22 protein-coding genes are annotated in these 18,488 nt (G+C 64.8%); 17 read left to right on the forward strand and 5 right to left on the reverse strand.

The window, feature by feature from the left end:
- The first annotated feature begins 29 nt into the window (after window positions 1–29).
- From ISM_RS13620 to recO, 9 genes are all read left to right on the forward strand, one after another.
- The gene (locus ISM_RS13620) at window positions 30–2,201 is read left to right on the forward strand and encodes a RelA/SpoT family protein (RefSeq protein WP_009814766.1); all 2,172 of its coding nucleotides are present in this window, start codon (window positions 30–32) and stop codon (window positions 2,199–2,201) included.
- Window positions 2,179–2,880, forward strand: a complete 702-nt coding sequence (locus tag ISM_RS13625; RefSeq protein ID WP_050754147.1) for a DUF2062 domain-containing protein — start codon at window positions 2,179–2,181, stop codon at window positions 2,878–2,880. Before ISM_RS13620 ends, ISM_RS13625 begins: the two co-directional genes overlap by 23 nt.
- Window positions 2,881–2,987: 107 nt before the next feature.
- Window positions 2,988–3,737 (forward strand): pyridoxine 5'-phosphate synthase, encoded by a 750-nt coding sequence (locus ISM_RS13630; RefSeq protein ID WP_009814768.1) that lies wholly within the window; start codon window positions 2,988–2,990, stop codon window positions 3,735–3,737.
- A gap of 6 nt (window positions 3,738–3,743) precedes the next feature.
- The gene (gene acpS, locus ISM_RS13635; RefSeq protein WP_009814769.1) at window positions 3,744–4,175 is read left to right on the forward strand and encodes a holo-ACP synthase; all 432 of its coding nucleotides are present in this window, start codon (window positions 3,744–3,746) and stop codon (window positions 4,173–4,175) included.
- A 55-nt stretch (window positions 4,176–4,230) separates the two neighbouring features.
- On the forward strand, window positions 4,231–5,079 hold the full coding sequence (gene lepB / locus ISM_RS13640) for a signal peptidase I (RefSeq protein WP_009814770.1): 849 nt from the start codon (window positions 4,231–4,233) through the stop codon (window positions 5,077–5,079).
- Entirely contained in the window at window positions 5,076–5,759 is a 684-nt protein-coding gene (rnc, locus tag ISM_RS13645; RefSeq protein ID WP_009814771.1) for a ribonuclease III, read from the forward strand. The genes lepB and rnc overlap by 4 nt, the downstream gene beginning before the upstream one ends.
- Window positions 5,760–5,864: 105 nt before the next feature.
- Entirely contained in the window at window positions 5,865–6,770 is a 906-nt protein-coding gene (gene era, locus ISM_RS13650; RefSeq protein WP_009814772.1) for a GTPase Era, read from the forward strand.
- The gene (locus ISM_RS13655; protein WP_009814773.1) at window positions 6,770–7,102 is read left to right on the forward strand and encodes a DUF1491 family protein; all 333 of its coding nucleotides are present in this window, start codon (window positions 6,770–6,772) and stop codon (window positions 7,100–7,102) included. The genes era and ISM_RS13655 overlap by 1 nt, the downstream gene beginning before the upstream one ends.
- 138 nt (window positions 7,103–7,240) lie before the next feature.
- Window positions 7,241–8,011, forward strand: coding sequence for a DNA repair protein RecO (gene recO / locus ISM_RS13660; RefSeq protein WP_040618560.1), 771 nt, complete (start codon window positions 7,241–7,243; stop codon window positions 8,009–8,011).
- Here recO and ISM_RS13665 read toward each other — a convergent pair.
- Entirely contained in the window at window positions 7,974–8,504 is a 531-nt protein-coding gene (locus ISM_RS13665) for a TetR family transcriptional regulator (protein ID WP_009814775.1), read from the reverse strand. The two genes, recO and ISM_RS13665, sit on opposite strands and share 38 nt — an antisense overlap.
- A gap of 69 nt (window positions 8,505–8,573) precedes the next feature.
- On the reverse strand, window positions 8,574–9,254 hold the full coding sequence (locus ISM_RS13670; RefSeq protein WP_040618561.1) for a DUF1045 domain-containing protein: 681 nt from the start codon (window positions 9,252–9,254) through the stop codon (window positions 8,574–8,576).
- Window positions 9,255–9,362: 108 nt separating this feature from the next.
- On the opposite strand from ISM_RS13670, the gene ISM_RS13675 reads away from it, so the two are divergent.
- Both ISM_RS13675 and rpiB read left to right on the forward strand, forming a co-directional pair.
- Complete coding sequence (locus ISM_RS13675; protein WP_009814777.1) at window positions 9,363–10,058, forward strand: fumarylacetoacetate hydrolase family protein; 696 nt, start codon at window positions 9,363–9,365, stop codon at window positions 10,056–10,058.
- A 204-nt stretch (window positions 10,059–10,262) separates the two neighbouring features.
- On the forward strand, window positions 10,263–10,712 hold the full coding sequence (rpiB, locus tag ISM_RS13680; RefSeq protein WP_009814778.1) for a ribose 5-phosphate isomerase B: 450 nt from the start codon (window positions 10,263–10,265) through the stop codon (window positions 10,710–10,712).
- A 109-nt stretch (window positions 10,713–10,821) separates the two neighbouring features.
- Here rpiB and ISM_RS13685 read toward each other — a convergent pair whose 3' ends face one another.
- Window positions 10,822–11,541, reverse strand: a complete 720-nt coding sequence (locus tag ISM_RS13685) for a flavodoxin family protein (protein ID WP_009814779.1) — start codon at window positions 11,539–11,541, stop codon at window positions 10,822–10,824.
- Between the two features lie 768 nt (window positions 11,542–12,309).
- On the opposite strand from ISM_RS13685, the gene ISM_RS13690 reads away from it, so the two are divergent.
- On the forward strand, window positions 12,310–13,041 hold the full coding sequence (locus tag ISM_RS13690) for a class I SAM-dependent methyltransferase (RefSeq protein WP_009814780.1): 732 nt from the start codon (window positions 12,310–12,312) through the stop codon (window positions 13,039–13,041).
- A 311-nt stretch (window positions 13,042–13,352) separates the two neighbouring features.
- Here the strand turns inward: ISM_RS13690 and ISM_RS13695 are convergent, their stop codons facing one another.
- Window positions 13,353–15,041, reverse strand: a complete 1,689-nt coding sequence (locus ISM_RS13695) for an acyl-CoA dehydrogenase family protein (protein ID WP_040618562.1) — start codon at window positions 15,039–15,041, stop codon at window positions 13,353–13,355.
- A gap of 156 nt (window positions 15,042–15,197) precedes the next feature.
- Here ISM_RS13695 and ISM_RS13700 point away from each other — a divergent pair, with 156 nt between their 5' ends.
- From ISM_RS13700 to ISM_RS13720, 5 genes are all read left to right on the forward strand, one after another.
- Window positions 15,198–15,968 (forward strand): sulfite exporter TauE/SafE family protein, encoded by a 771-nt coding sequence (locus tag ISM_RS13700; protein ID WP_009814782.1) that lies wholly within the window; start codon window positions 15,198–15,200, stop codon window positions 15,966–15,968.
- A 222-nt stretch (window positions 15,969–16,190) separates the two neighbouring features.
- On the forward strand, window positions 16,191–16,475 hold the full coding sequence (gene ihfB / locus ISM_RS13705) for an integration host factor subunit beta (RefSeq protein WP_009814784.1): 285 nt from the start codon (window positions 16,191–16,193) through the stop codon (window positions 16,473–16,475).
- Window positions 16,476–16,826: a lipopolysaccharide assembly protein LapA domain-containing protein gene (locus ISM_RS13710; protein ID WP_009814785.1), complete on the forward strand. Its 351-nt coding sequence runs from the start codon at window positions 16,476–16,478 to the stop codon at window positions 16,824–16,826.
- Between the two features lie 75 nt (window positions 16,827–16,901).
- Window positions 16,902–17,546: a phosphoribosylanthranilate isomerase gene (locus ISM_RS13715; protein WP_009814786.1), complete on the forward strand. Its 645-nt coding sequence runs from the start codon at window positions 16,902–16,904 to the stop codon at window positions 17,544–17,546.
- Window positions 17,543–17,989, forward strand: coding sequence for a GNAT family N-acetyltransferase (locus ISM_RS13720; protein ID WP_009814787.1), 447 nt, complete (start codon window positions 17,543–17,545; stop codon window positions 17,987–17,989). The genes ISM_RS13715 and ISM_RS13720 overlap by 4 nt, the downstream gene beginning before the upstream one ends.
- A 15-nt stretch (window positions 17,990–18,004) precedes the next feature.
- Here ISM_RS13720 and ISM_RS13725 read toward each other — a convergent pair whose 3' ends face one another.
- Window positions 18,005–18,460, reverse strand: a complete 456-nt coding sequence (locus ISM_RS13725) for an Lrp/AsnC family transcriptional regulator (protein WP_009814788.1) — start codon at window positions 18,458–18,460, stop codon at window positions 18,005–18,007.
- Window positions 18,461–18,488: the final 28 nt, after the last annotated feature.

Genomic DNA, 18,488 nt, shown 5'->3' on the forward strand with positions numbered 1-18,488 from the left:
GCCTTGGGGCTGTGCAGGGTGACAGGTAGATGATTCCCGTTGAAGACCTGATCACCCTGATTCACGCCTACAACCCAAAATCCGACGAAAAGCTTATCCGCGCGGCCTATGAATACGGCCGCGCGATGCATGAGGGCCAGTTCCGCCATTCCGGCGAGCCCTATTTCAGCCACCCGGTCGCGGTGGCGGCGATCCTGGCGAGCCAGCGGCTCGATGATGCGACGATCATCACCGCGCTGTTGCATGACACGATCGAGGACACCCGCGCCTCTTACAGCTCGATCGAGGAACAGTTCGGCCGCCATATCGCCGATCTGGTGGATGGGGTGACCAAGCTCACCAATCTGCAGCTCGCCAGTTCCGAGACCAAACAGGCCGAGAATTTCCGCAAGCTGTTCATGGCGATGTCCAAGGACATGCGGGTGATCCTCGTCAAGCTCGCCGACCGGCTGCACAATATGCGCACGATCAAGGCGATGCGGGCCGAGAAGCAGCTGCAAAAGGCGCGCGAGACGATGGACATCTTTGCGCCGCTGGCCGGGCGCATGGGGATGCAATGGATGCGCGAAGAGCTGGAGGATCTGGCCTTTCGCGTCATCAACCCCGAGGCGCGGGCGTCGATCATGCGGCGGTTCATCACGCTGCAGAAGGAATCGGGCGATGTGATCGAGCGGATCACCGGCGATATGCGCCATGAGCTCGACGCGGCGGGGATCGAGGCCGAGGTGTTCGGGCGCGCCAAGAAACCCTATTCGATCTGGCGCAAGATGCGCGAGAAGGAGATCGGGTTTTCGCGGCTGAGCGACATCTATGGCTTTCGCGTGATCACGACGAACGAGCCGGATTGCTACGGCGTGCTCGGCGCGATCCATCAGCGTTGGCGGGCGGTGCCGGGGCGGTTCAAGGATTACATCAGCCAGCCCAAGTCGAACGGCTATCGCTCGATCCACACCACCGTGTCGGGGCGCGACGGCAAGCGGGTCGAGGTGCAGATCCGCACCCGTCAGATGCATGACGTGGCCGAGAGCGGCGTGGCGGCGCATTGGTCCTATCGCGACGGGGTGCGCAGCGAGAACCCCTTTGCCGTCGATCCGGCGAAATGGATCAGCTCGCTCACCGAGCAGTTTGACGCCGAGGAAGATCACGAGGATTTTCTCGAGGCGGTCAAGCTCGAGATGTATGCTGACAAGGTGTTCTGCTTTACCCCCAAGGGCGATGTGGTGAAGCTGCCGCGGGGCGCGACGCCCATTGATTTCGCCTATGCGATCCACACAAGGATCGGCAATGCCTGTGTCGGCGCCAAGATCGACGGGATGCGGGTGCCGCTCTGGACCCGGATCAAGAACGGGCAATCGGTCGATGTGATCACCGCCGATGGCCAGATGCCGCAGGCGACATGGCTCGACATTGCGAGCACCGGCAAGGCGAAATCCGCCATTCGCCGGGCGCTGCGGGCGCAGGACCGGGACCGGTTCATAAAGCTCGGGCGCGAGCTTGCCCGGGCGGCGTTCGAACATGTCGGCAAGAAGGCCACCGACAAGGCGCTCGAAACGGCGGCGCGGCGGCTGCGGCTTGGCGATGTGGACACGCTTTTGGCGCGGTTGGGCAGTGCCGAGCTGTCGGCGCGGGCGGTGCTCAACACGGTCTATCCCGAGCTGGTGCAGCGCGATGGCGATGAGATTGGCCGCGATCTGGCGGTGATCGGGCTCAGCGCCGGGCAGCAGTTCGAGCGCGCCCGCTGTTGCCAGCCGCTGCCCGGTGAACGGATCATCGGCATCACCTATCGCGGCAAGGGCGTGGTGGTGCATACGATCGACTGCGAGGCGCTGGTCGCCTTCGAGGAACAGCCCGACCGCTGGCTCGATCTGCATTGGCAGGAGGGCACGCACCCGGCGATCTATGACGTGGCCATTGATGTGACCATCGGCAATGACGCGGGCGTGTTGGGCCATGTTTGCACCTTGATCGGCGAGCTGAAGGCCAATATCTCGAACCTGACGATCTTTGACCGCAAACCGGATTTCTATCGGATGCTCGTCGATGTGGAGATGCGCGACGCCGAGCATTTGCATAGTCTCATCAGTGCGCTAGAAGCCGAAAGTGATGTGGCGGCGGTGGAACGTCATCGGGATGTGACGCAGGCAGGCAGCCTGGGTCTGGAACGCCAGGAGCCTTCGGTTGGTCTTCAAACGGAGAAATAAGCAGAGCCTCTTGCAAAAGCTCGGCGGGCTGGTCTGGCCGCGCGGGGGCTGGGGCCGCGCGATCCGTTACATCAACCACCGCCTGCGCCGTCTGCCCGACCCGCCGCATCGCATCGCGCGGGGCATTTTCGCGGGCGTTCTGGTGACATTCACGCCGTTCTTCGGGCTACATTTCTTTCTCGCGGCGATTGTCGCCTGGCTGATCCGCGGCAATCTCATCGCGGCGCTGCTGGCGACCTTTGTGGGCAACCCGCCGACCTTTATCATCATTGCCGCCGTGTCGCTCGAGACCGGGCATTTCATCTTGGGCCGTCCGCCCCCGGGCGAGGTCGACGAGGGCATGTTTCAGCTTTTCTGGCATGCGACGCGGAGCCTCTTTCACAACATCTACGTGCTCTTTGCCGGGGGCGAGGTCTATTGGGCGCCCTTGCTGCATTTCTATCACGAGGTGTTTCTGCCCTATCTGGTGGGTGGCATCATTCCCGGTACGGTCTGCGCCTTCGCGGCCTATTACTTCTCGCTGCCGGTGATCCAGGCCTATCAGAACCGCCGCAAGGGGCGGATCAAGGCCAAGCTCGCCGAGCTCAAGGAAAAGGCGGCGGCGAAAAAGGCCGAAAAGGCGGCGCGGCCCGAGGCCAGCGCGGCCCGGGTGGACCGCCCCGCCGACAAGCGCGACTGAGCCGGCAAAGCGGTCTGTAACATCCTGCGAGGGGTACAATTTCGCGATTCAGTATGCCGGGGAAACCCGTTAGGCTGCGCCCGACTCGTTGCTGCCGGAGGGATGACATGCAAGCCGACAACCATCTGCGCCTGGGCGTGAATATCGACCATGTGGCCACCATCCGCAACGCGCGCGGCGGGGCCTATCCCGATCCGGTGCGGGCGGCGAAACTGGCCGAAGAGGCCGGGGCCGATGGCATCACGGCGCATCTGCGCGAGGACCGGCGGCATATTCTCGACGCCGATATCGATGGGCTGATGGAGGCGCTCACTGTGCCGCTCAACTTTGAGATGGCGGCGACGGATGAGATGCAGGCGATTGCCCTGCGCCACAAACCCCATGCGGTCTGCATCGTGCCGGAAAAGCGCGAGGAACGGACCACTGAAGGCGGGCTCGAAGTGGCGCGCGAGGAAAACAAGCTCGCCCATTTCATCGCGCCGCTGCGCGAGGCGGGCTGTCGGGTGTCGATTTTCATCGCCGCCGACCGCGCCCAGATCGAGGCCGCGCATCGCATCGGCGCCGAGGTGATCGAGCTGCACACCGGGGCCTATTGCGACTATCACGCCGAGGGCGATTTTGCCGCCCGCGACCGCGAATTGGTGGCGCTGACCGAGATGGCGACCTTTGCCCATTCGCTCGGTCTCGAAGTGCATGCGGGCCATGGGCTCACCTATGACACGGTGGCGCCGATTGCGGCGCTGCCGGAGGTGCGCGAGCTCAACATCGGGCATTTCCTCATCGGCGAGGCGATCTTTCGCGGGCTGACCCCGGCGATTGCCGAGATGCGCGCCGCGATGGATGCGGCGCGGAGCTGAGCGCCGATGATCCTCGGCATCGGCACCGATCTGGCCAATATCGACCGTATCGCGGGCACGCTCGAGCGGTTCGGCGACCGGTTTCGCAATCGTGTCTTTACCGAGACCGAGCAGCGCAAGGCCGAAGCGCGGGCCGATACGGCGGGGACCTATGCCAAACGCTGGGCCGCCAAGGAGGCCTGTTCCAAGGCGCTTGGCACCGGGCTGCGCATGGGGATTGCGTGGAAGGACATGGCGGTCAGCAACCTGCGCACCGGTCAGCCGGTGATGGAGGTGACGGGCTGGGCCGCGGAGCGTCTGCGCGACATGACGCCGCCGGGCCATGAGGCGATCATTCACGTCACCCTGACCGATGATCACCCTTGGGCGCAGGCCTTTGTCGTCATCGAAGCGCGGCCCGTTGCCCCGGACGCCGCAGGGGCGGTTCCCACCGCTTGACTTAGCCCGCCTTGGCCCGCATGTAGCGCACAGGCAAGCAGGATCGGAGAGCAGCATGGCCGAAGATGCCAAGAAGGACGCCAAGAAAAAGGGCGGTATCTGGGAAACTGTCAAAACGGTGTTCTGGGCGCTGTTCATCGCGGGGATTTTCCGCACCGTGTTCTTTCAGCCCTTCTGGATCCCGTCGGGGTCGATGAAGGACACGCTGCTCGTCGGTGATTTTCTCTTCGTCAACAAGATGGCCTATGGCTATTCCTACGCCTCCTGTCCGACCATTCGCATCGGCGCGATCGGGCTCAATGTCGATGCCAAGGATATCTGTGGCTGGCTGGGCGATGACGACAGCCGTCTTCTCGGCTCCGAGCCGGAGCGCGGCGATATCGTGGTGTTCCGCCATCCTGTCACCGGCCTCGATTTCATCAAGCGGGTGATCGGCCTGCCGGGCGACACGGTGCAGGTCAAGGGCGGCGTGCTCTACCTCAATGGCGAGGAAGTGCCGCAGGAGCCGGCCGGGACCTTTGTCGAAGAATATGAGCCGCAAGGGCCGCTCGGCTCGCGTCCGCGCTGTGAAAACGGCGCCGTGGGGCAGGGCGCCGATTGCCTCAAATCGCGTTTCCGCGAGACCCTGCCAGAGGGCCGCAGCTACAACATTCTCAACATCGCGACGCAGCGGTCGGACAACACCAATGTCTTTACCGTGCCCGAGGGGCATTTCTTCTTCCTCGGCGACAACCGCGACAACTCGACCGACTCGCGCTTTCCGCAGGCGGTGGGTGGCGTTGGCTTTGTCCCCTATGGCAATCTGATCGGCCGCGCCGGCTCTGTGACCTTCTCTTCCGGGGGGAGCTCGATGCTGCAGTTCTGGACCTGGCGCAAGGATCGGTTCTTCAAGGGGCTCGAGTGAAGCTATCGGCCGAGATAAAGGCCTTTGCCGCACGGCTGGGGCATGAGTTTCAGACGCCTGCGCTTCTGGTGCAGGCGCTGACCCATTCGTCGATGTCGACGCCCAATCGCGACGACAATCAGCGGCTCGAGTTTCTGGGCGACCGGGTGCTGGGGCTGGTGATGTCCGAGGCGCTGCTTGAGCATGACCGAAAGGCCGCCGAAGGCACGCTCGCGCCGCGGTTCAATGCGCTGGTGCGCAAGGAAACCTGTGCCGATGTGGCGCGGCAGATCGATCTTGGCGCGGTGCTCAAGCTGGGGCGGTCCGAGATGCTCTCGGGCGGGCGGCGCAAGCAGGCGCTTTTGGGCGATGCGATGGAGGCGGTGATCGCCGCCGTCTATCTCGATGCCGGGTTCGAGACGGCGCGCACCGTGGTGCTCGCCCTCTGGGGCGACCGGATCACCCGGGTCGAGGCGGATGCGCGCGACGCCAAGACCGCCTTGCAGGAATGGGCGCAGGCGCGGGGGCTCGCGCCGCCACGCTATGAGGAAGTGGCCCGCAGCGGCCCCGATCATGCGCCCGAGTTCACCATCGTGGCGCGGCTCGAGACCGGCGAAGAGGCGGCATCGAAAGCTGGATCGAAACGGCAGGCCGAACAGGCCGCGGCCAAGGCGCTCTTGTCCGAGGTCGATAAGGGCTGAGCCAGCCCGCCGTCTGTTGCGCGCAAAATCCCCCCGTAGCGTCGCGTCTGGTCATGGCGCGTCAATTGGAGTAGGGGAAGCCATCGCAACAGGAAACACGAGACCATGAGCACACGCGCCGGATTCATTGCCCTCATCGGAGAGCCCAACGCGGGCAAGTCGACCCTGCTCAACCGCATGGTGGGCGCCAAGGTGTCGATCGTGACCCATAAGGTGCAGACGACCCGGGCGCGTATCCGTGGCGTGGCGCTCGAAGGCGAGGCGCAGCTGGTGTTTGTCGACACGCCGGGTCTCTTCAAACCGCGCCGCCGGCTTGATCGCGCCATGGTCGCGGCGGCCTGGGGCGGGGCCTCGGATGCCGATGTCGTGGTGCTTTTGATCGAGGCGCATCGCGGGCTCACCGAAGGGGTGGAGCGCATCCTCGAAGGGCTTGGCGATGTGACGCGCGGCCGTCCCGTGGCGCTCGCGATCAACAAGATCGACCGGGTGAAATCCGAAGAGCTTTTGGCGCTGACCGAAAAGATGAACACCCGCCATGAGTTCGTGGAAACCTTCATGATTTCCGCCGAGCGAGGCCATGGCGTCGACGATCTGCGCAAATGGCTCGCAGAGCAGCTGCCCGAGGGGCCGTGGCTCTATCCCGAGGATCAGATCGCCGATCTGCCGATGCGCATGATTGCCGCCGAGATCACCCGCGAAAAGCTCACCCTGCGGCTGCATCAGGAATTGCCCTATCAGCTCACCGTCGAGACCGAGAGCTGGGAAGAGCGCAAGGATGGTACGGCGCGAATCGACCAGGTCATCTATGTGAGCCGTGATGGCCACAAGGGGATCGTTCTCGGCCATAAGGGCGAGACGATGAAGGCGATCAGCAAGGCGGCGCGCGAGGAGCTCGAAGAGTTTCTGGGCCGCCGCGTGCATCTCTTTACCCAAGTGAAAGTGCGTCCCAACTGGCTCGACGAGGCCGAGCGCTATTCCGAGATGGGGCTGGAGTTCAAGGACGGCAATTGATGGCGCGTCTGACCACAAGGTTCTGGGTCGACGCCTATCTGGCGCGGTTGCGGTTTCAGGATATTCCGGCCTTTGTGACGCGCCATGGCGATGATCTGGCGGGCGCAGTTCTGGTCAAGCTCAACACGCTCGACGGCCAGGCCCGGGCCTGGCACCGGATGTTCGACCCGCTGGCCGACACCCGCCGCTGGGAGGTCCTGGCCGAGGGCGAAGAGGCCACGGTCGACGCGGCGATCGGACGTCAGAGCGGGTTTGACCCCGATATCTGGGTGATCGAGCTCGAAGACCGGGCCGGGCGGCATCTGCTCGATGAGCCGGGGCTCGACAGCTAGGCGCGGCGGGCGCATGGACAGGGCGGCGCGGGCAGCCTATTCAGGTGCGGTGACACGGATATTTCCCCCTTTGCGCGCCACGCGCCAGATGCCCTGTGACACCGGGCGCGCGGCCTGTTGCCGAGGGGCGCGGGCATGATCGAATGGCGCGATCGCGGGCTGTTGCTGGCGGTGCGGCCGCATGGCGAGACGTCGGTGATCATCGACGTGCTGACCCAAGATCATGGGCGTTATGCCGGGGTGGTGCGGGGCGGCACGTCGCGCAAGCTGCGCCCGGTGCTGCAGCCGGGGGCCGAGCTCGACCTCGTGTGGCGGGCGCGGCTCGACAGCCATATGGGGGCCTTTACCGTCGAGCCGATCCGCGCCAGCCTGGCGGTGGGGCTAGGCGTGCGGCAGGCGTTGGCAGGGCTCAATGCGGTGACGGCGATGCTGCGCTTTGCGCTGGCCGAGCGCGAGGCGCATGGGCCGCTCTTTGAGCGCAGTCTCGGGCTTTTGGAGATGATCGGCGAGGCCGAGCTCTGGCCGCTGGCCTATCTGCATTGGGAAATGGCGCTCTTGGACGAGCTGGGATTTGGCCTCGATCTGAGCACTTGTGCGGTGCTGGGGCGCGAGGCCAATGACCTCAGTTTTGTGTCGCCGCGCACCGGGCGGGCAGTGTCGCGCAAGGGGGCGGGGGAGTGGGCTGACCGGCTCTTGCCGCTGCCCAATTGCCTTTTGGAAATTGCGCCCGCGCCGGCCGAGGATCTGGTGCAAGGCTTTGCCGTCACGGGACATTTCCTGAGCCAGCATCTGGCCGGAGAGATGCAGGGCAAGCCCTTGCCCGATGCGCGGCAGCGGCTGATTGATCTGGTGGCGCGGCAGGCGGCAGAGCCTAGCGCAGGGCGAGGATCAGATCCACAAGCGAGCTGATCGCGCTGTCGGCGCGCTCGGGCGTGTCGAGCGCCGCCAGCCCCTGCATCGCGGCGCGCAGCACATGAGCCATGTCGGGATTGGTGACGCCGATGGCATGGAGATGCGCGGTGATCCGGCCGAGCCGGGCCGCGTCGACGCGGCCGGTGGCCTCGGCGGCGGGCGGGTAGCTCAGCGCCCAGGCGCGCATCGCCCCCTCCATCAGCCGACCCGCGTTGATCCCCTGCGCCAGATGCAGCAGGGCTGCGGCGGGCGTCGGACGGGTTTCGGCCTCGAGCAGGGCCTGCAGCGCGGTCTCTTCCCAACCGGCGATAAGCGCCTGTTGGAACTGCGGCAGGTCGCGGAAATGCCAGTAGAACGAGCCCTTGGTGGTGCCGATCTGACGCGCCAGCGCCTCGGCGCGGAGCGCGGCGGGGCCGGTGGTGGCCAAGGCCTCGCGCCCGGCCATGAGCCAGTCATTTCGGGTCAGACGGGTGGCGCGGGCGGTGGTCATGGCACTGGCTTAGCCGGGGCGGGGACCCCGATCAAGAGGGCGAATTGGCGCAGTCTTGGTTGCGGCCTATTAACCGGCCAATCTGCGCCGTTCGATCAGGTGAAACCGGCCCATGTCATCCTCGCCCGCAAGGCTCAGCGCGTCGAGCGTGAGCCTCTCCGGCAGGAGCGGCAGGAGATGGGTGGTGAGGATTTCTTCGGCCTTTTCAATGTCCTGACGCGAGAGTTTTTCGGTCAGGGTGATGTGAAAGCGAAATCCTTCCATCACGTAAGGATAGCCCCAGCGGGTGAGATTGGCCTCTTGGTCAGGGCTGAGCCCTGCGGCGCGGCGGCGGGCGAGCTCGTCATCCGAGGCGGGGGCGCGGAACCGATCAAAGGCGCGGACGATGCCTGCGGCGGCGTCGGTGAGGGCGGCGGGCTGTGGCGCGGGCATGAGGGCGAGGAACCGGCCCAGACGGGTGAGCGATGGCGTGCCGATCTCGACCGGGCGGGTCGTGTCGCAATAGTGCTGAAACGCCTCTGTCAGCTGCGCAAAATCTTCGCCCTGCGCTAGCCGGAACGGTGGCTTGAGCGTCGCGTGCAGCCCGTAGCGGCGCGGCGTGTCGGTCCAGCCATGGGGGTCGATGTCGAGCCCCTCGGGCGGCGCGACGGGGGCGCCTTGGGTCATGTCCCAGCCCAGCCAGCGGGTCGCCCAATGCGACCAGCCAGCCTCGGCGGGGGTGTAGTAGAGAGCGTAACGGCGATAGGTCATGGGGAGGTTTTGGCATGTTTCGCGGCCCGCGCCAATCCATGCTTTGACCCGCGCCGCGACACGGTCCATAAACAGGGAAAGCGAGACCCGTCCCAGAGGAGAAAACCCATGTCCGACAAGTATTTATTCGCCCCCGAGCCGCAGGCCAGCGTGGCTGTCAAAGGCCGGGACGAGCGGTTCCCGGTGCGGCGGATTTTCTGTGTCGGGCGCAACTATGCGGCCCATGCGGCGGAGATGGGCAATGAGGTCGATCGCGAGGCGCCGTTCTATTTCACCAAGAGCCCGCATGGTCTCTGTCCGTCCGGGGCGGAGATCGCCTATCCCTCGGGCACCGAGGATTGCCATCACGAGATGGAATTCGTGGTGGCCCTGGGCGGCGATATAGCCCCCGGAGAGGGCGCGGCGGGCATGGCGCAGATCGTCGGCTATGGCTGTGGCATCGACCTCACGCGGCGTGATTTGCAGGGTCAGGCCAAGGACAAGCGGCGGCCCTGGGATCTTGGCAAAGACTTTGAAAACGCAGCGATAATGGGCGTTCTGACCGAGGCGGCAGAGTTCGGCGAGATCGGCGATCAGGTGATCACGCTCGATCTCGACGGGGTGCGGGTGCAGGAGGCGACGCTGGCCGAGATGGTGCATAGCGTGCCCGAGGTGCTGAGCCATCTGTCGCGGTTTTACCGGCTGGGCGCGGGCGATCTCATCTATACCGGCACGCCGGCGGGGGTCGGTCCGGTCAAGCCCGGATCGCATCTGCTGGGGCGGATCGACGGGCTGGAGCCGGTCGAGCTGCGCATCAAGGCTTGAGCCGTTAATCTCTTGGGGATCAGGGCGTTTCGGGCCGAAATGGCCTGTCGGCAGCACGTCGGTATTGCGTCGGTAAAGCGACGGTGCTGAGGAGCGCCTGTTTTGCCGCGCGCAAACTGTTAACGGGGCGTGCGTCCGCCGCCGGGCTCTGCTATGGCAGCGGCGACAAGAGCACCGATTAGATCAGCACAGAGGATCACCGTCATGAGCACCGAAAAACGTATCGTCCTGTCGAGCGATCACGCGGCCATCGAGCTGCGTCAGGCCGTGGCGGAACATGCCAAGAGCCTCGGCTGGGAGGTCGAGGATATCGGCCCCATCAGCCCCGAGAGCACCCATTACCCGAAGCACGGCAAGGCGGCGGCGCGCAAGGTCGCGTCGGGCGACTGTGCTCTTGGGATCATTCTCTGTGGCACGGGGCAGGGCATCATGATGGCCGCGAACAAGGTCAAGGGCATCCGCTGTGGTGTGGCGAGCGACACGTTCTCGGCCAAGATGATCCGTCAGCACAATGACGCCAACATGCTTTCGATCGGGGCGCGGGTCGTGGGCGAGGGGCTGGCGCTCGAGATCGTCGAGGCGTTCCTCGGCGCCGAGTTCGAAGGCGGCCGCCATGGCACGCGGGTCGACATGATCAAGGCGATCGAAGGGTAAGAGGGCGCCGGGCAGGGGCGGCGCTTACGCCCCTGCGGATCTGGTGGCCTGGGGAGTGTCCGCTGGGAGTGTCCTCTGAGGGCCTAGCCGGTGGCAGACCCGTGATGGATCAGCTGCGATACTCGGGGTTTTTAAACCCGAAACGCGCGCCCGCATCCCATGCCTTGCGATCATTTCCCTGATTGGGATAGCCGCCCGCATCCTTGAGCATGCGCGTCAGGTGGATCAGGTTCCACGTCATGATCGTGGTGTTTCGCTGGGTAAATTCATTGTCAAAGCCAACCCTGCTGCCGTCCTCTTTTTCGTCGCCATAGGAGGGCCCCGGGCCCGCTTCGCCGATCCAGCCGCAATCGGCCTGAGGCGGGATGGTAAAGCCGAGGTGGTTCATGGCGTAGCCAATGGTCATGGCCGCGTGTTTGATGCCGTCTTCATTGCCGGTGATGACGCAGCCTGCTGTTTTTCCGTAGAAAATTGACTGACCCTTGTCATTCAACTGGCCCGACATTCCATAAAGCCTCTCGATCAGGACCCGGCAGACCGATGATTCCTCGCCGAGCCAGAGGGGCGATCCGATGACCAGAATATCCGCAGCCTTGACCTTGTCCCAGACGAGTGGCCAGTCGTCCCTGTCCCAGCCATGTTCAGTCATGTCCGGGTAAATGCCGGGCGGGATGTGATGGCTGAGCATGTGCACGTGGTCCACCGAGATGCCCTGTTGGGTCATGATGGCGGCCGAGGCGTTCAAGAGCAGTTTGGTGTGGCTCTCACTGGGCGCGCGTTTGAGCGTGGTGTTGATGAATAGCGCCCTGAGGTCAGAATGGTTTGTCATCTGATGTCTGCTCCTTCGCTTGGCTAGGCTAGAGGTAGCGCCGAGCCGCGTGAAAGCCACTGCATTGGGCAATCGTAAGATTAGGACGGGGCGGGGCGGTGTCGAGGTGAGCTGCGCAGCGGCGTGCCGGGGTACGGCGTTCCAACGGTGCAGGATGCCACTTTATTGCCGCCTGAGCTGGAGGCCCTCGCCATGTCGCGCTGGGCTGAGCCAAATCGCCGTGCCCTGGGACGGCACGGCGATGCGCGGCGGGCGTGCCGCCCTTGTCCCGCGCGGGGGGCGGCAGCGGTCCTTGGCTAGGCGGGGAGGTGAAGGCCTATTTCCAGAAATGCGACGCTCGAGGTGCCGAGGGTCAGGCCCGGCCAGAGGAGGAGCCTTTAGGCGGTATTCCACCTTTTCGCGCCTTCTTTATTGTTTCAGCTTTCCCAGCCTGTGTGGGGCCAAGGGTGTTCGGTCTCGTCTGACCCCTTGGTGCCGGTCCGGCGCTCGCCCGGCGGCGGCCATGGTCCGGTTTGTTCCGGGCGGGGCGTGACGTTCTTTACGCTGCTGCGGAAATTGACAATTATCGCCTTCTGCCGGATACACACTACACGGTTGAGAAGGACATTCATATTGTCGCCCGGTTGGCCGGTATCCCCTTGGCGGGATGCCGGGGTGCCGATCACGCGACCTGACCACGCTGATTGCCGGCCTCGGCCTCGCCCTATTGGACGAGGCTGTGAGGCGTCGAAAAACGGGCCTCGTCTTCCTTTAACTCTGGAGACACAGATGGTACAGAATATCTACGACAATCCCGAATTCTTTGCTGGCTATAGCCAGCTTCCCCGTCAGGTTGGCGGCTTGGATCATGCGCCGGAATGGCCCGCCATTCGGGCGATGTTGCCCGGGCTGAGCGGCGCGCGCGTGGCGGACCTTGGCTGCGGCTTTGGCTGGGCGTCACGTTGGTTTCGCGCGCAGGGGGCGGCCTCGGTGCTTGGCCTCGATCTGTCGCAGAACATGATCGACCGGGCGCGGGCCGACACCCACGATAGGGCGATCACCTACCGCATTGCCGATCTTGACGCGCTGGACTTGCCGTCAGAGGCGTTCGATCTGGTCTATAGCGCGCTCACGTTTCATTATGTGCCGGATTTCGCGCGGCTGATCCGGGTGATCCATGCGGCTTTGGTGCCGGGGGGGGATATGGTCTTTACCATCGAGCATCCGATCTTCATGGCGGCCAGACATCCGCAGTGGATAGAGGATGAGGACGGCACCAAGACCTGGCCGGTCAATGGCTATTCCCGTGAGGGCGAGCGCCGCACTGATTGGTTTGCCAAGGGCGTGCTCAAGCATCACCGGACCTTGGCGACGACGATCAACACGCTGATCGGCGCCGGGTTTGCGCTGCGCCGGTTGGAGGAATTCGCGCCCACGGCGGCGCAGATCGCGGCGATGCCGGCGCTGGAGGAAGAACTGGAGCGGCCGATGATGGCGTTGATCGCAGCGCAGAAGGTCTGATGGCTGCGTGCGGGCGCGCGCCGGACCGGGGGGCGGCGCGGCTTCGCTCTGTGCAGGGCAGTTTATGTCTGCCGCAAATCGTGAGGTCTGGTTGGTCCGGGACTGTTGCCAGAGCGCCGGCCCGTGGGGCCGGTCCGGCGCGCGCCCGGCGGCGGCCCTGGGACGGCACGGCGATGCGCGGCGGGCGTGCCGCCCTTGACCCGCGCGCGGCGGGCGGCGGGGAGCGCCGTCAAAAATGAAAGCGGGCGGTGCGCCTCCACTCGCACCGCCCGCGTCCTCCCTACCTCGTGGGCCCCAAGAGCCGCGCGCCGCTAGCCGAGCAGGCGGCGGGCGATGACCTGGGCCTGAATTTCGGCGGCACCTTCGAAAATATTGAGGATGCGCGCATCGCAGAGGATGCGGCTGATCTTGTATTCCATGGCAAAGCCATTGCCGCCGTGGATCTGCAAGCCGTTGTCGGCGCAGGCCCAGGCGACGCGGGCGCCGAGGAGTTTCGCCATGCCGGCCTCGAGATCGCAGCGCTTGTCATGGTCTTTCTGCCAGGCGCTGTAATAGGTGAGCTGACGCGCGACCATGATCTCGACCGCCATCATCGCGAGCTTGCCCGAGACGCGGGGAAACTCGATCAGGGATTTGCCGAATTGCTTGCGGTCCTGGGCATATTGCATCGCCACATCGAGCGCGGCCTGAGCGACGCCGACGGCGCGGGCGGCGGTCTGAATGCGGGCGGCCTCAAACGTCTGCATGAGCTGTTTGAAGCCCTTGCCCTCTTCGCCGCCGAGCAGGTTGTCGCCCTTGACGTGGAAATTGTCGAAGCTGAGTTCGTATTCCTTCATGCCGCGATAGCCGAGCACTTCGATCTCTGTGCCGCTCATGCCCGGGGTGGGGAAGGGGGCCTCGTCGGTGCCGGGGGTTTTCTCGGCGAGGAACATCGACAGGCCGCGGTGATCGGTGGTGTCGGGATCGGTGCGCGCCAGCAGGGTCATGACCTGGGTGCGGGCGGCATGGGTGATCCAGGTCTTGTTGCCGGTGATCTTCCAGTCGCCGTTCTCGTCGCGGCTGGCGCGGGTGCGCAGCGAGCCGAGATCGGAGCCGGTGTTCGGTTCGGTAAAGACGGCCGTGGGCAGGATTTCGGCGCTGGCGAGTTTCGGCAGCCAGTGCTCCTTTTGCGCGTCGGTGCCGCCGCAGAGGATGAGCTCGGCGGCGATCTCGGAGCGGGTGCCGAGGCTGCCGACGCCGATATAGCCACGGCTCAGTTCTTCGGAGACCACGACCATCGACGCCTTGGAGAGGCCAAAGCCGCCGTATTCCTCGGGGATGGTGAGGCCAAAGACGCCCATTTCGGCCAGCTCTTCGATGATCTCCATCGGGATGAGCTCGTCCTTGAGGTGCCAGTCATGGGCGTGGGGTTCGACCTTTTCCACGGCAAAGCGGCGGAACTGTTCGCGGATCATCTCGAGCTCGTCATCGAGCCCGGTGCGGCCGACGGTGATCTCGGCGCTGCGCTCCTGCATGAGCTCGACGAGACGGGTCCGGGCGGATTGGCTGTTGCCGCGCGCCATGAGGGTCTGGACGGCGTCGGATTGAAAGCCCGAGAGCACGTCCCAGCCGAGGCCGAGATCGGCGAGCCGGGTCACCTCGGCCTGGTTCATCGGGATGCCGCCGGCGATCTGGTGGAGATATTCGCCAAAGGCGATCTGGTGGATCAGCGCCTCGACCTCGCCGAACGTGCCGGCCTCGGTCAGCCGGTCGGCCCAGGCCTGCATCTGGCGCAGCGCCTCGACATAGGTGGCGAGCCAGGCGAGCCCATGGGCGGCGGTCTGGTTGGCCTCGATGGCGGAGTTGGAGACGCGGCCATCCACGGTCACCAGGCCGCGCAGCGCCTCGGTGGCGGCGTCGAGCACCTGTTCGGCGGCGGGCACGGCCTGCCGGGTGAGATCGCAGAGCTTGTCCAGAAGCGGGGCGTTTCCAGTCATAACGTCTTGTCCATCATGCGCCATTTGATCCATCCTCCAGCCAGCGATCGCAATTGTCGGGGCAGACATAGCTATTTCGCAAGTGCAGCGCAACTATTTTGCAGATGCGAGATGGTTTTTTGATCGAAAATTACGCGACGGATTTTGAGGCGCGGCGAAAAACGGAAGGCGGGCAGGCAGATGGAAGAGATGACGGGGCTTGCGCCGGGGCTGGTCGCCTTGGCGTTGGGCGTGGGGTTTCTGGCGGGGCTGCTCAAGGGCTGTATCGGCTTTGGCCTGCCGACGGTGATGATCGCCGGGCTGAGCCTCATCGTGGCGCCGGATGTGGCTCTGGCGGCGCTGGCGCTGCCGGCGCTCGTTTCCAACGGCTGGCAGGCGCTGCGTGGCGGCACGGCGGCGGCCTGGGCGAGCCTGCGGCGGTTTCGGGTCTTTCTGCTGGCGGGGTTCGTGATGATGGTGATCTCGGCGCAATTCGTGCCCTATCTGCCGCCGCGCCTCATGCTGCTCTTGATCGGGGTGCCGATCTTTCTCTTTGCCGGGTTTGCCCTCATGGGGCGGCATCTGCCGATCCCGGCGGACCCGAGCCAGCGGGTGCAGGGCACGGTGGGCGCGGTGTCGGGTGTCATCGGCGGGGTGACGGGGATGTGGGGGCCGCCGACGGTGGCGCTGCTCACGGCGATGGGGACGGAAAAGGGCGACCAACTCCGCATCCAAGGGGTGATCTATGGGCTGGGGGCGGTGACGCTTGTCGGGTCGCATCTGGTGTCGGGTGTGCTCAACGCGCAGACGGTGCCCTTGTCGCTGGCGATGATCCCGCCGGCGCTGGCGGGGATGTGGGCCGGGTTTCGCATTCACGACCGGCTCGACCAGCGGCAGTTTCAGCGGCTGACCCATGTCGCGCTGTTGATCGCCGGGGGGCTTTTGCTGGGCCGGGGGATTGGCCTCTTTTGAGCCGACGGGCGACCGAATCAAGCGTCGGTCACACGGGGCGTGCCGCAGAGCGGCGGAGCCAAAATTCCGTGCCGCTGCGCAGCAATTCGGCAAAGAGCCGCCATGAGAGCGCGGAATCCGCCATTTCTGCTGCTGGATAAAGATTTTGTTTTACCAAGGAACTAGCTATAGTTTCGGATAAGCCAATGAGAGCTAAACATTTATGTGACCGGGGGGAAACCGATGATCCGATCGGAACTGATTCAAAAAATCGCCGATGAGAACCCACATCTTTTCCAAAGGGACGTCGAGAAAATCGTCAACACGATCTTTAATGAAATCACCGATGCGATGGCCAAGGGCAACCGGGTCGAGCTGCGCGGTTTCGGGGCCTTTTCTGTCAAGAAACGGGATGCCCGCAAGGGACGGAACCCGCGCACCGGCGAGACGGTTGAGGTCGAGGAAAAGCACGTGCCGTTCTTCAAGACCGGCAAGCTGCTGCGTGATCGGCTCAACGGGAACGGGTAAATGCGCTATATTCGCTACGCTTGTATCGCCATCTTTGGGGTGGCGCTGATCGTCATCGCCCTCGCCAACCGGCAGATGGTGACGGTCAAGATGCTGCCGTCGGAGCTCAACAGCGTGGCGGCGCTCAACCCCGGCTATGAAGTGCCGCTCTTCGTGGTGATGTTCGGCGGCATTCTGGCGGGGCTCGTTCTCGGGTTCCTGTGGGAATATATCCGCGAGCACAAGGAACGGGCCGCCGCTGCACGTCAGGCACGCGAGCTCGACCAGCTGCGGGCCGAGCTTCGGCGTCTCAAGACCGAGCCGCGCAAACAGGGCGATGAGGTTCTGGCGCTGCTCGACAAGGCCAGCTAAGGACGGCCAGCTAAAGACGGCCAGTTGAGGATGGCCAACGAAAAAGGCCAGCGAAGGAAGGCCAGCTAGGGCACCATGGCACAGGATATTCGCGTCAAGATTTGCGGGCTGACACGGCCCGGCGATGTCGATGCGGCCGTGGCCGCTGGCGCGGGCTATGTGGGCTTTGTCTTTTTCCAAAAATCACCGCGCAATGTGGATGTCGCCACCGCCCGGGCGCTGGCCCTGCGGGTGCCGCCGGGGGTGGCCAAGGTGGCGCTCGTGGTCGATGCGGAGGATCAGCGCCTGCGCGAGATCGTGGAGGCCGTGCCGCTCGACATGCTGCAGCTCCATGGGGCGGAGAGCTCGGAGCGTGTGCGCGAGGTCAAGGCGCGGTTCGGCCTGCCGGTGATGAAGGCGCTGGGCATCTCGGAGGCGGAGGATCTCGACCGGGCGGCGCGCTATGCCGGGGCGGCGGATCAGCTCTTGCTCGATGCGAAGCCGCCCAAGGGCGCGACCCGGCCCGGCGGCAATGCGGTCAGTTTCGACTGGGATCTGTTGCGCGGGCGTGACCTGCCGCTGCCCTGGATGCTGGCCGGGGGGCTGACGCCCGACAATGTGGCGCGGGCCGTGTCGCGCAGCGGCGCGCGGCAGATTGATCTGTCGTCAGGGGTCGAGAGCAGCCCGGGCAAGAAGGACGCGGCCAAGATCGCGGCGCTCTTCAAGGCGCTGCGGGCATGATCCGCTTTCGCGCCGCCAGCCGCGAGGATGTGCCCGCGGTGGTGGCGATGCTGCGCGACGATATTCTGGGGCAGGGGCGCGAGCGCCGCGATCTCGACCATTACCTCGCCGCGTTCGACCGGATGCAGGCCGAGGGCAACAACCATGTGATCGTCGGCGAAGATGCGGCGGGCGTGATCATTGCGACCTATCAGATCACCTTTATCAGCGGCCTGTCCCTGTCGGCCGCGAGACGCGCCCAGGTTGAATCGGTGCGCGTCGCAAGCCATCTGCGTGGACAGGGCGTGGGGCAGGAGATGTTCCGCGATGTCGAGGCGCGGGCGCGGGCGGAAGCGTGCAGCCTCATTCAGCTGACGATGAATGCGAGCCGCACCGACTCGGCCCGGTTTTACGGGGCGCTCGGGTTCGAGCCCTCGCACACCGGGTTCAAGAAATACCTCTGATCCGGGCCTGTGCCGTCAGCCGAGGTGATAGCCTTCGAACTCTTTCACCGCCGAGAGGCTCAGCAGGGTTTTCATCTGCGACACCGAGGGCAGCTGTGACAGCCGGCCCCGGTAGAGCCGTTCGTAATCCGAAGTGCTGCGCGCCGCGACCCGCATCAGGTAATCCGCCTCGCCCGAGATGAAATGGCATTCGAGCACCTCGGGCATCCGCTTGATCGCGCTCTCGAAGGCGTCGATCTCTTCCTGCCGCTGGCTGGTCAGTTTCACCTCGATGAAGACCTGGATTTCGAGCCCCACCGCCTTGGCGTCGAGCCGCGCGGCGTAGGAGGCAATCTTGCCCTCGCTTTCGAGAATTTTAACCCGCCGGTGACAGGCCGAGAGCGACAGGCCGACCATCTCGGAGAGCTTGGACATCGAGGTCTGACCATTCTTTTGCAGGATGGAAAGAATCGACACATCAATGCGGTCCATCGGAAAAATTCCTGAAATTTTGGAGTAA

It is taken from the genome of Roseovarius nubinhibens ISM (genome assembly GCF_000152625.1).
Classification (GTDB): Bacteria; Pseudomonadota; Alphaproteobacteria; order Rhodobacterales; family Rhodobacteraceae; genus Roseovarius; species Roseovarius nubinhibens.

What these genes read in the sequence shown, in the direction of transcription:
- ISM_RS13620 (WP_009814766.1), top strand. Translation starts at nt 30, where the DNA reads ATGATTCCCGTTGAAGACCTGATCACCCTGATTCACGCCTACAACCCA.
- ISM_RS13630 (WP_009814768.1), top strand. Translation starts at nt 2,988, where the DNA reads ATGCAAGCCGACAACCATCTGCGCCTGGGCGTGAATATCGACCATGTG.
- acpS (WP_009814769.1), top strand. Translation starts at nt 3,744, where the DNA reads ATGATCCTCGGCATCGGCACCGATCTGGCCAATATCGACCGTATCGCG.
- lepB (WP_009814770.1), top strand. Translation starts at nt 4,231, where the DNA reads ATGGCCGAAGATGCCAAGAAGGACGCCAAGAAAAAGGGCGGTATCTGG.
- era (WP_009814772.1), top strand. Translation starts at nt 5,865, where the DNA reads ATGAGCACACGCGCCGGATTCATTGCCCTCATCGGAGAGCCCAACGCG.
- ISM_RS13655 (WP_009814773.1), top strand. Translation starts at nt 6,770, where the DNA reads ATGGCGCGTCTGACCACAAGGTTCTGGGTCGACGCCTATCTGGCGCGG.
- ISM_RS13665 (WP_009814775.1), bottom strand. Translation starts at nt 8,504, where the DNA reads ATGACCACCGCCCGCGCCACCCGTCTGACCCGAAATGACTGGCTCATG.
- ISM_RS13670 (WP_040618561.1), bottom strand. Translation starts at nt 9,254, where the DNA reads ATGACCTATCGCCGTTACGCTCTCTACTACACCCCCGCCGAGGCTGGC.
- ISM_RS13675 (WP_009814777.1), top strand. Translation starts at nt 9,363, where the DNA reads ATGTCCGACAAGTATTTATTCGCCCCCGAGCCGCAGGCCAGCGTGGCT.
- rpiB (WP_009814778.1), top strand. Translation starts at nt 10,263, where the DNA reads ATGAGCACCGAAAAACGTATCGTCCTGTCGAGCGATCACGCGGCCATC.
- ISM_RS13685 (WP_009814779.1), bottom strand. Translation starts at nt 11,541, where the DNA reads ATGACAAACCATTCTGACCTCAGGGCGCTATTCATCAACACCACGCTC.
- ISM_RS13690 (WP_009814780.1), top strand. Translation starts at nt 12,310, where the DNA reads ATGGTACAGAATATCTACGACAATCCCGAATTCTTTGCTGGCTATAGC.
- ISM_RS13695 (WP_040618562.1), bottom strand. Translation starts at nt 15,041, where the DNA reads ATGGCGCATGATGGACAAGACGTTATGACTGGAAACGCCCCGCTTCTG.
- ISM_RS13700 (WP_009814782.1), top strand. Translation starts at nt 15,198, where the DNA reads ATGGAAGAGATGACGGGGCTTGCGCCGGGGCTGGTCGCCTTGGCGTTG.
- ihfB (WP_009814784.1), top strand. Translation starts at nt 16,191, where the DNA reads ATGATCCGATCGGAACTGATTCAAAAAATCGCCGATGAGAACCCACAT.
- ISM_RS13710 (WP_009814785.1), top strand. Translation starts at nt 16,476, where the DNA reads ATGCGCTATATTCGCTACGCTTGTATCGCCATCTTTGGGGTGGCGCTG.
- ISM_RS13715 (WP_009814786.1), top strand. Translation starts at nt 16,902, where the DNA reads ATGGCACAGGATATTCGCGTCAAGATTTGCGGGCTGACACGGCCCGGC.
- ISM_RS13720 (WP_009814787.1), top strand. Translation starts at nt 17,543, where the DNA reads ATGATCCGCTTTCGCGCCGCCAGCCGCGAGGATGTGCCCGCGGTGGTG.
- ISM_RS13725 (WP_009814788.1), bottom strand. Translation starts at nt 18,460, where the DNA reads ATGGACCGCATTGATGTGTCGATTCTTTCCATCCTGCAAAAGAATGGT.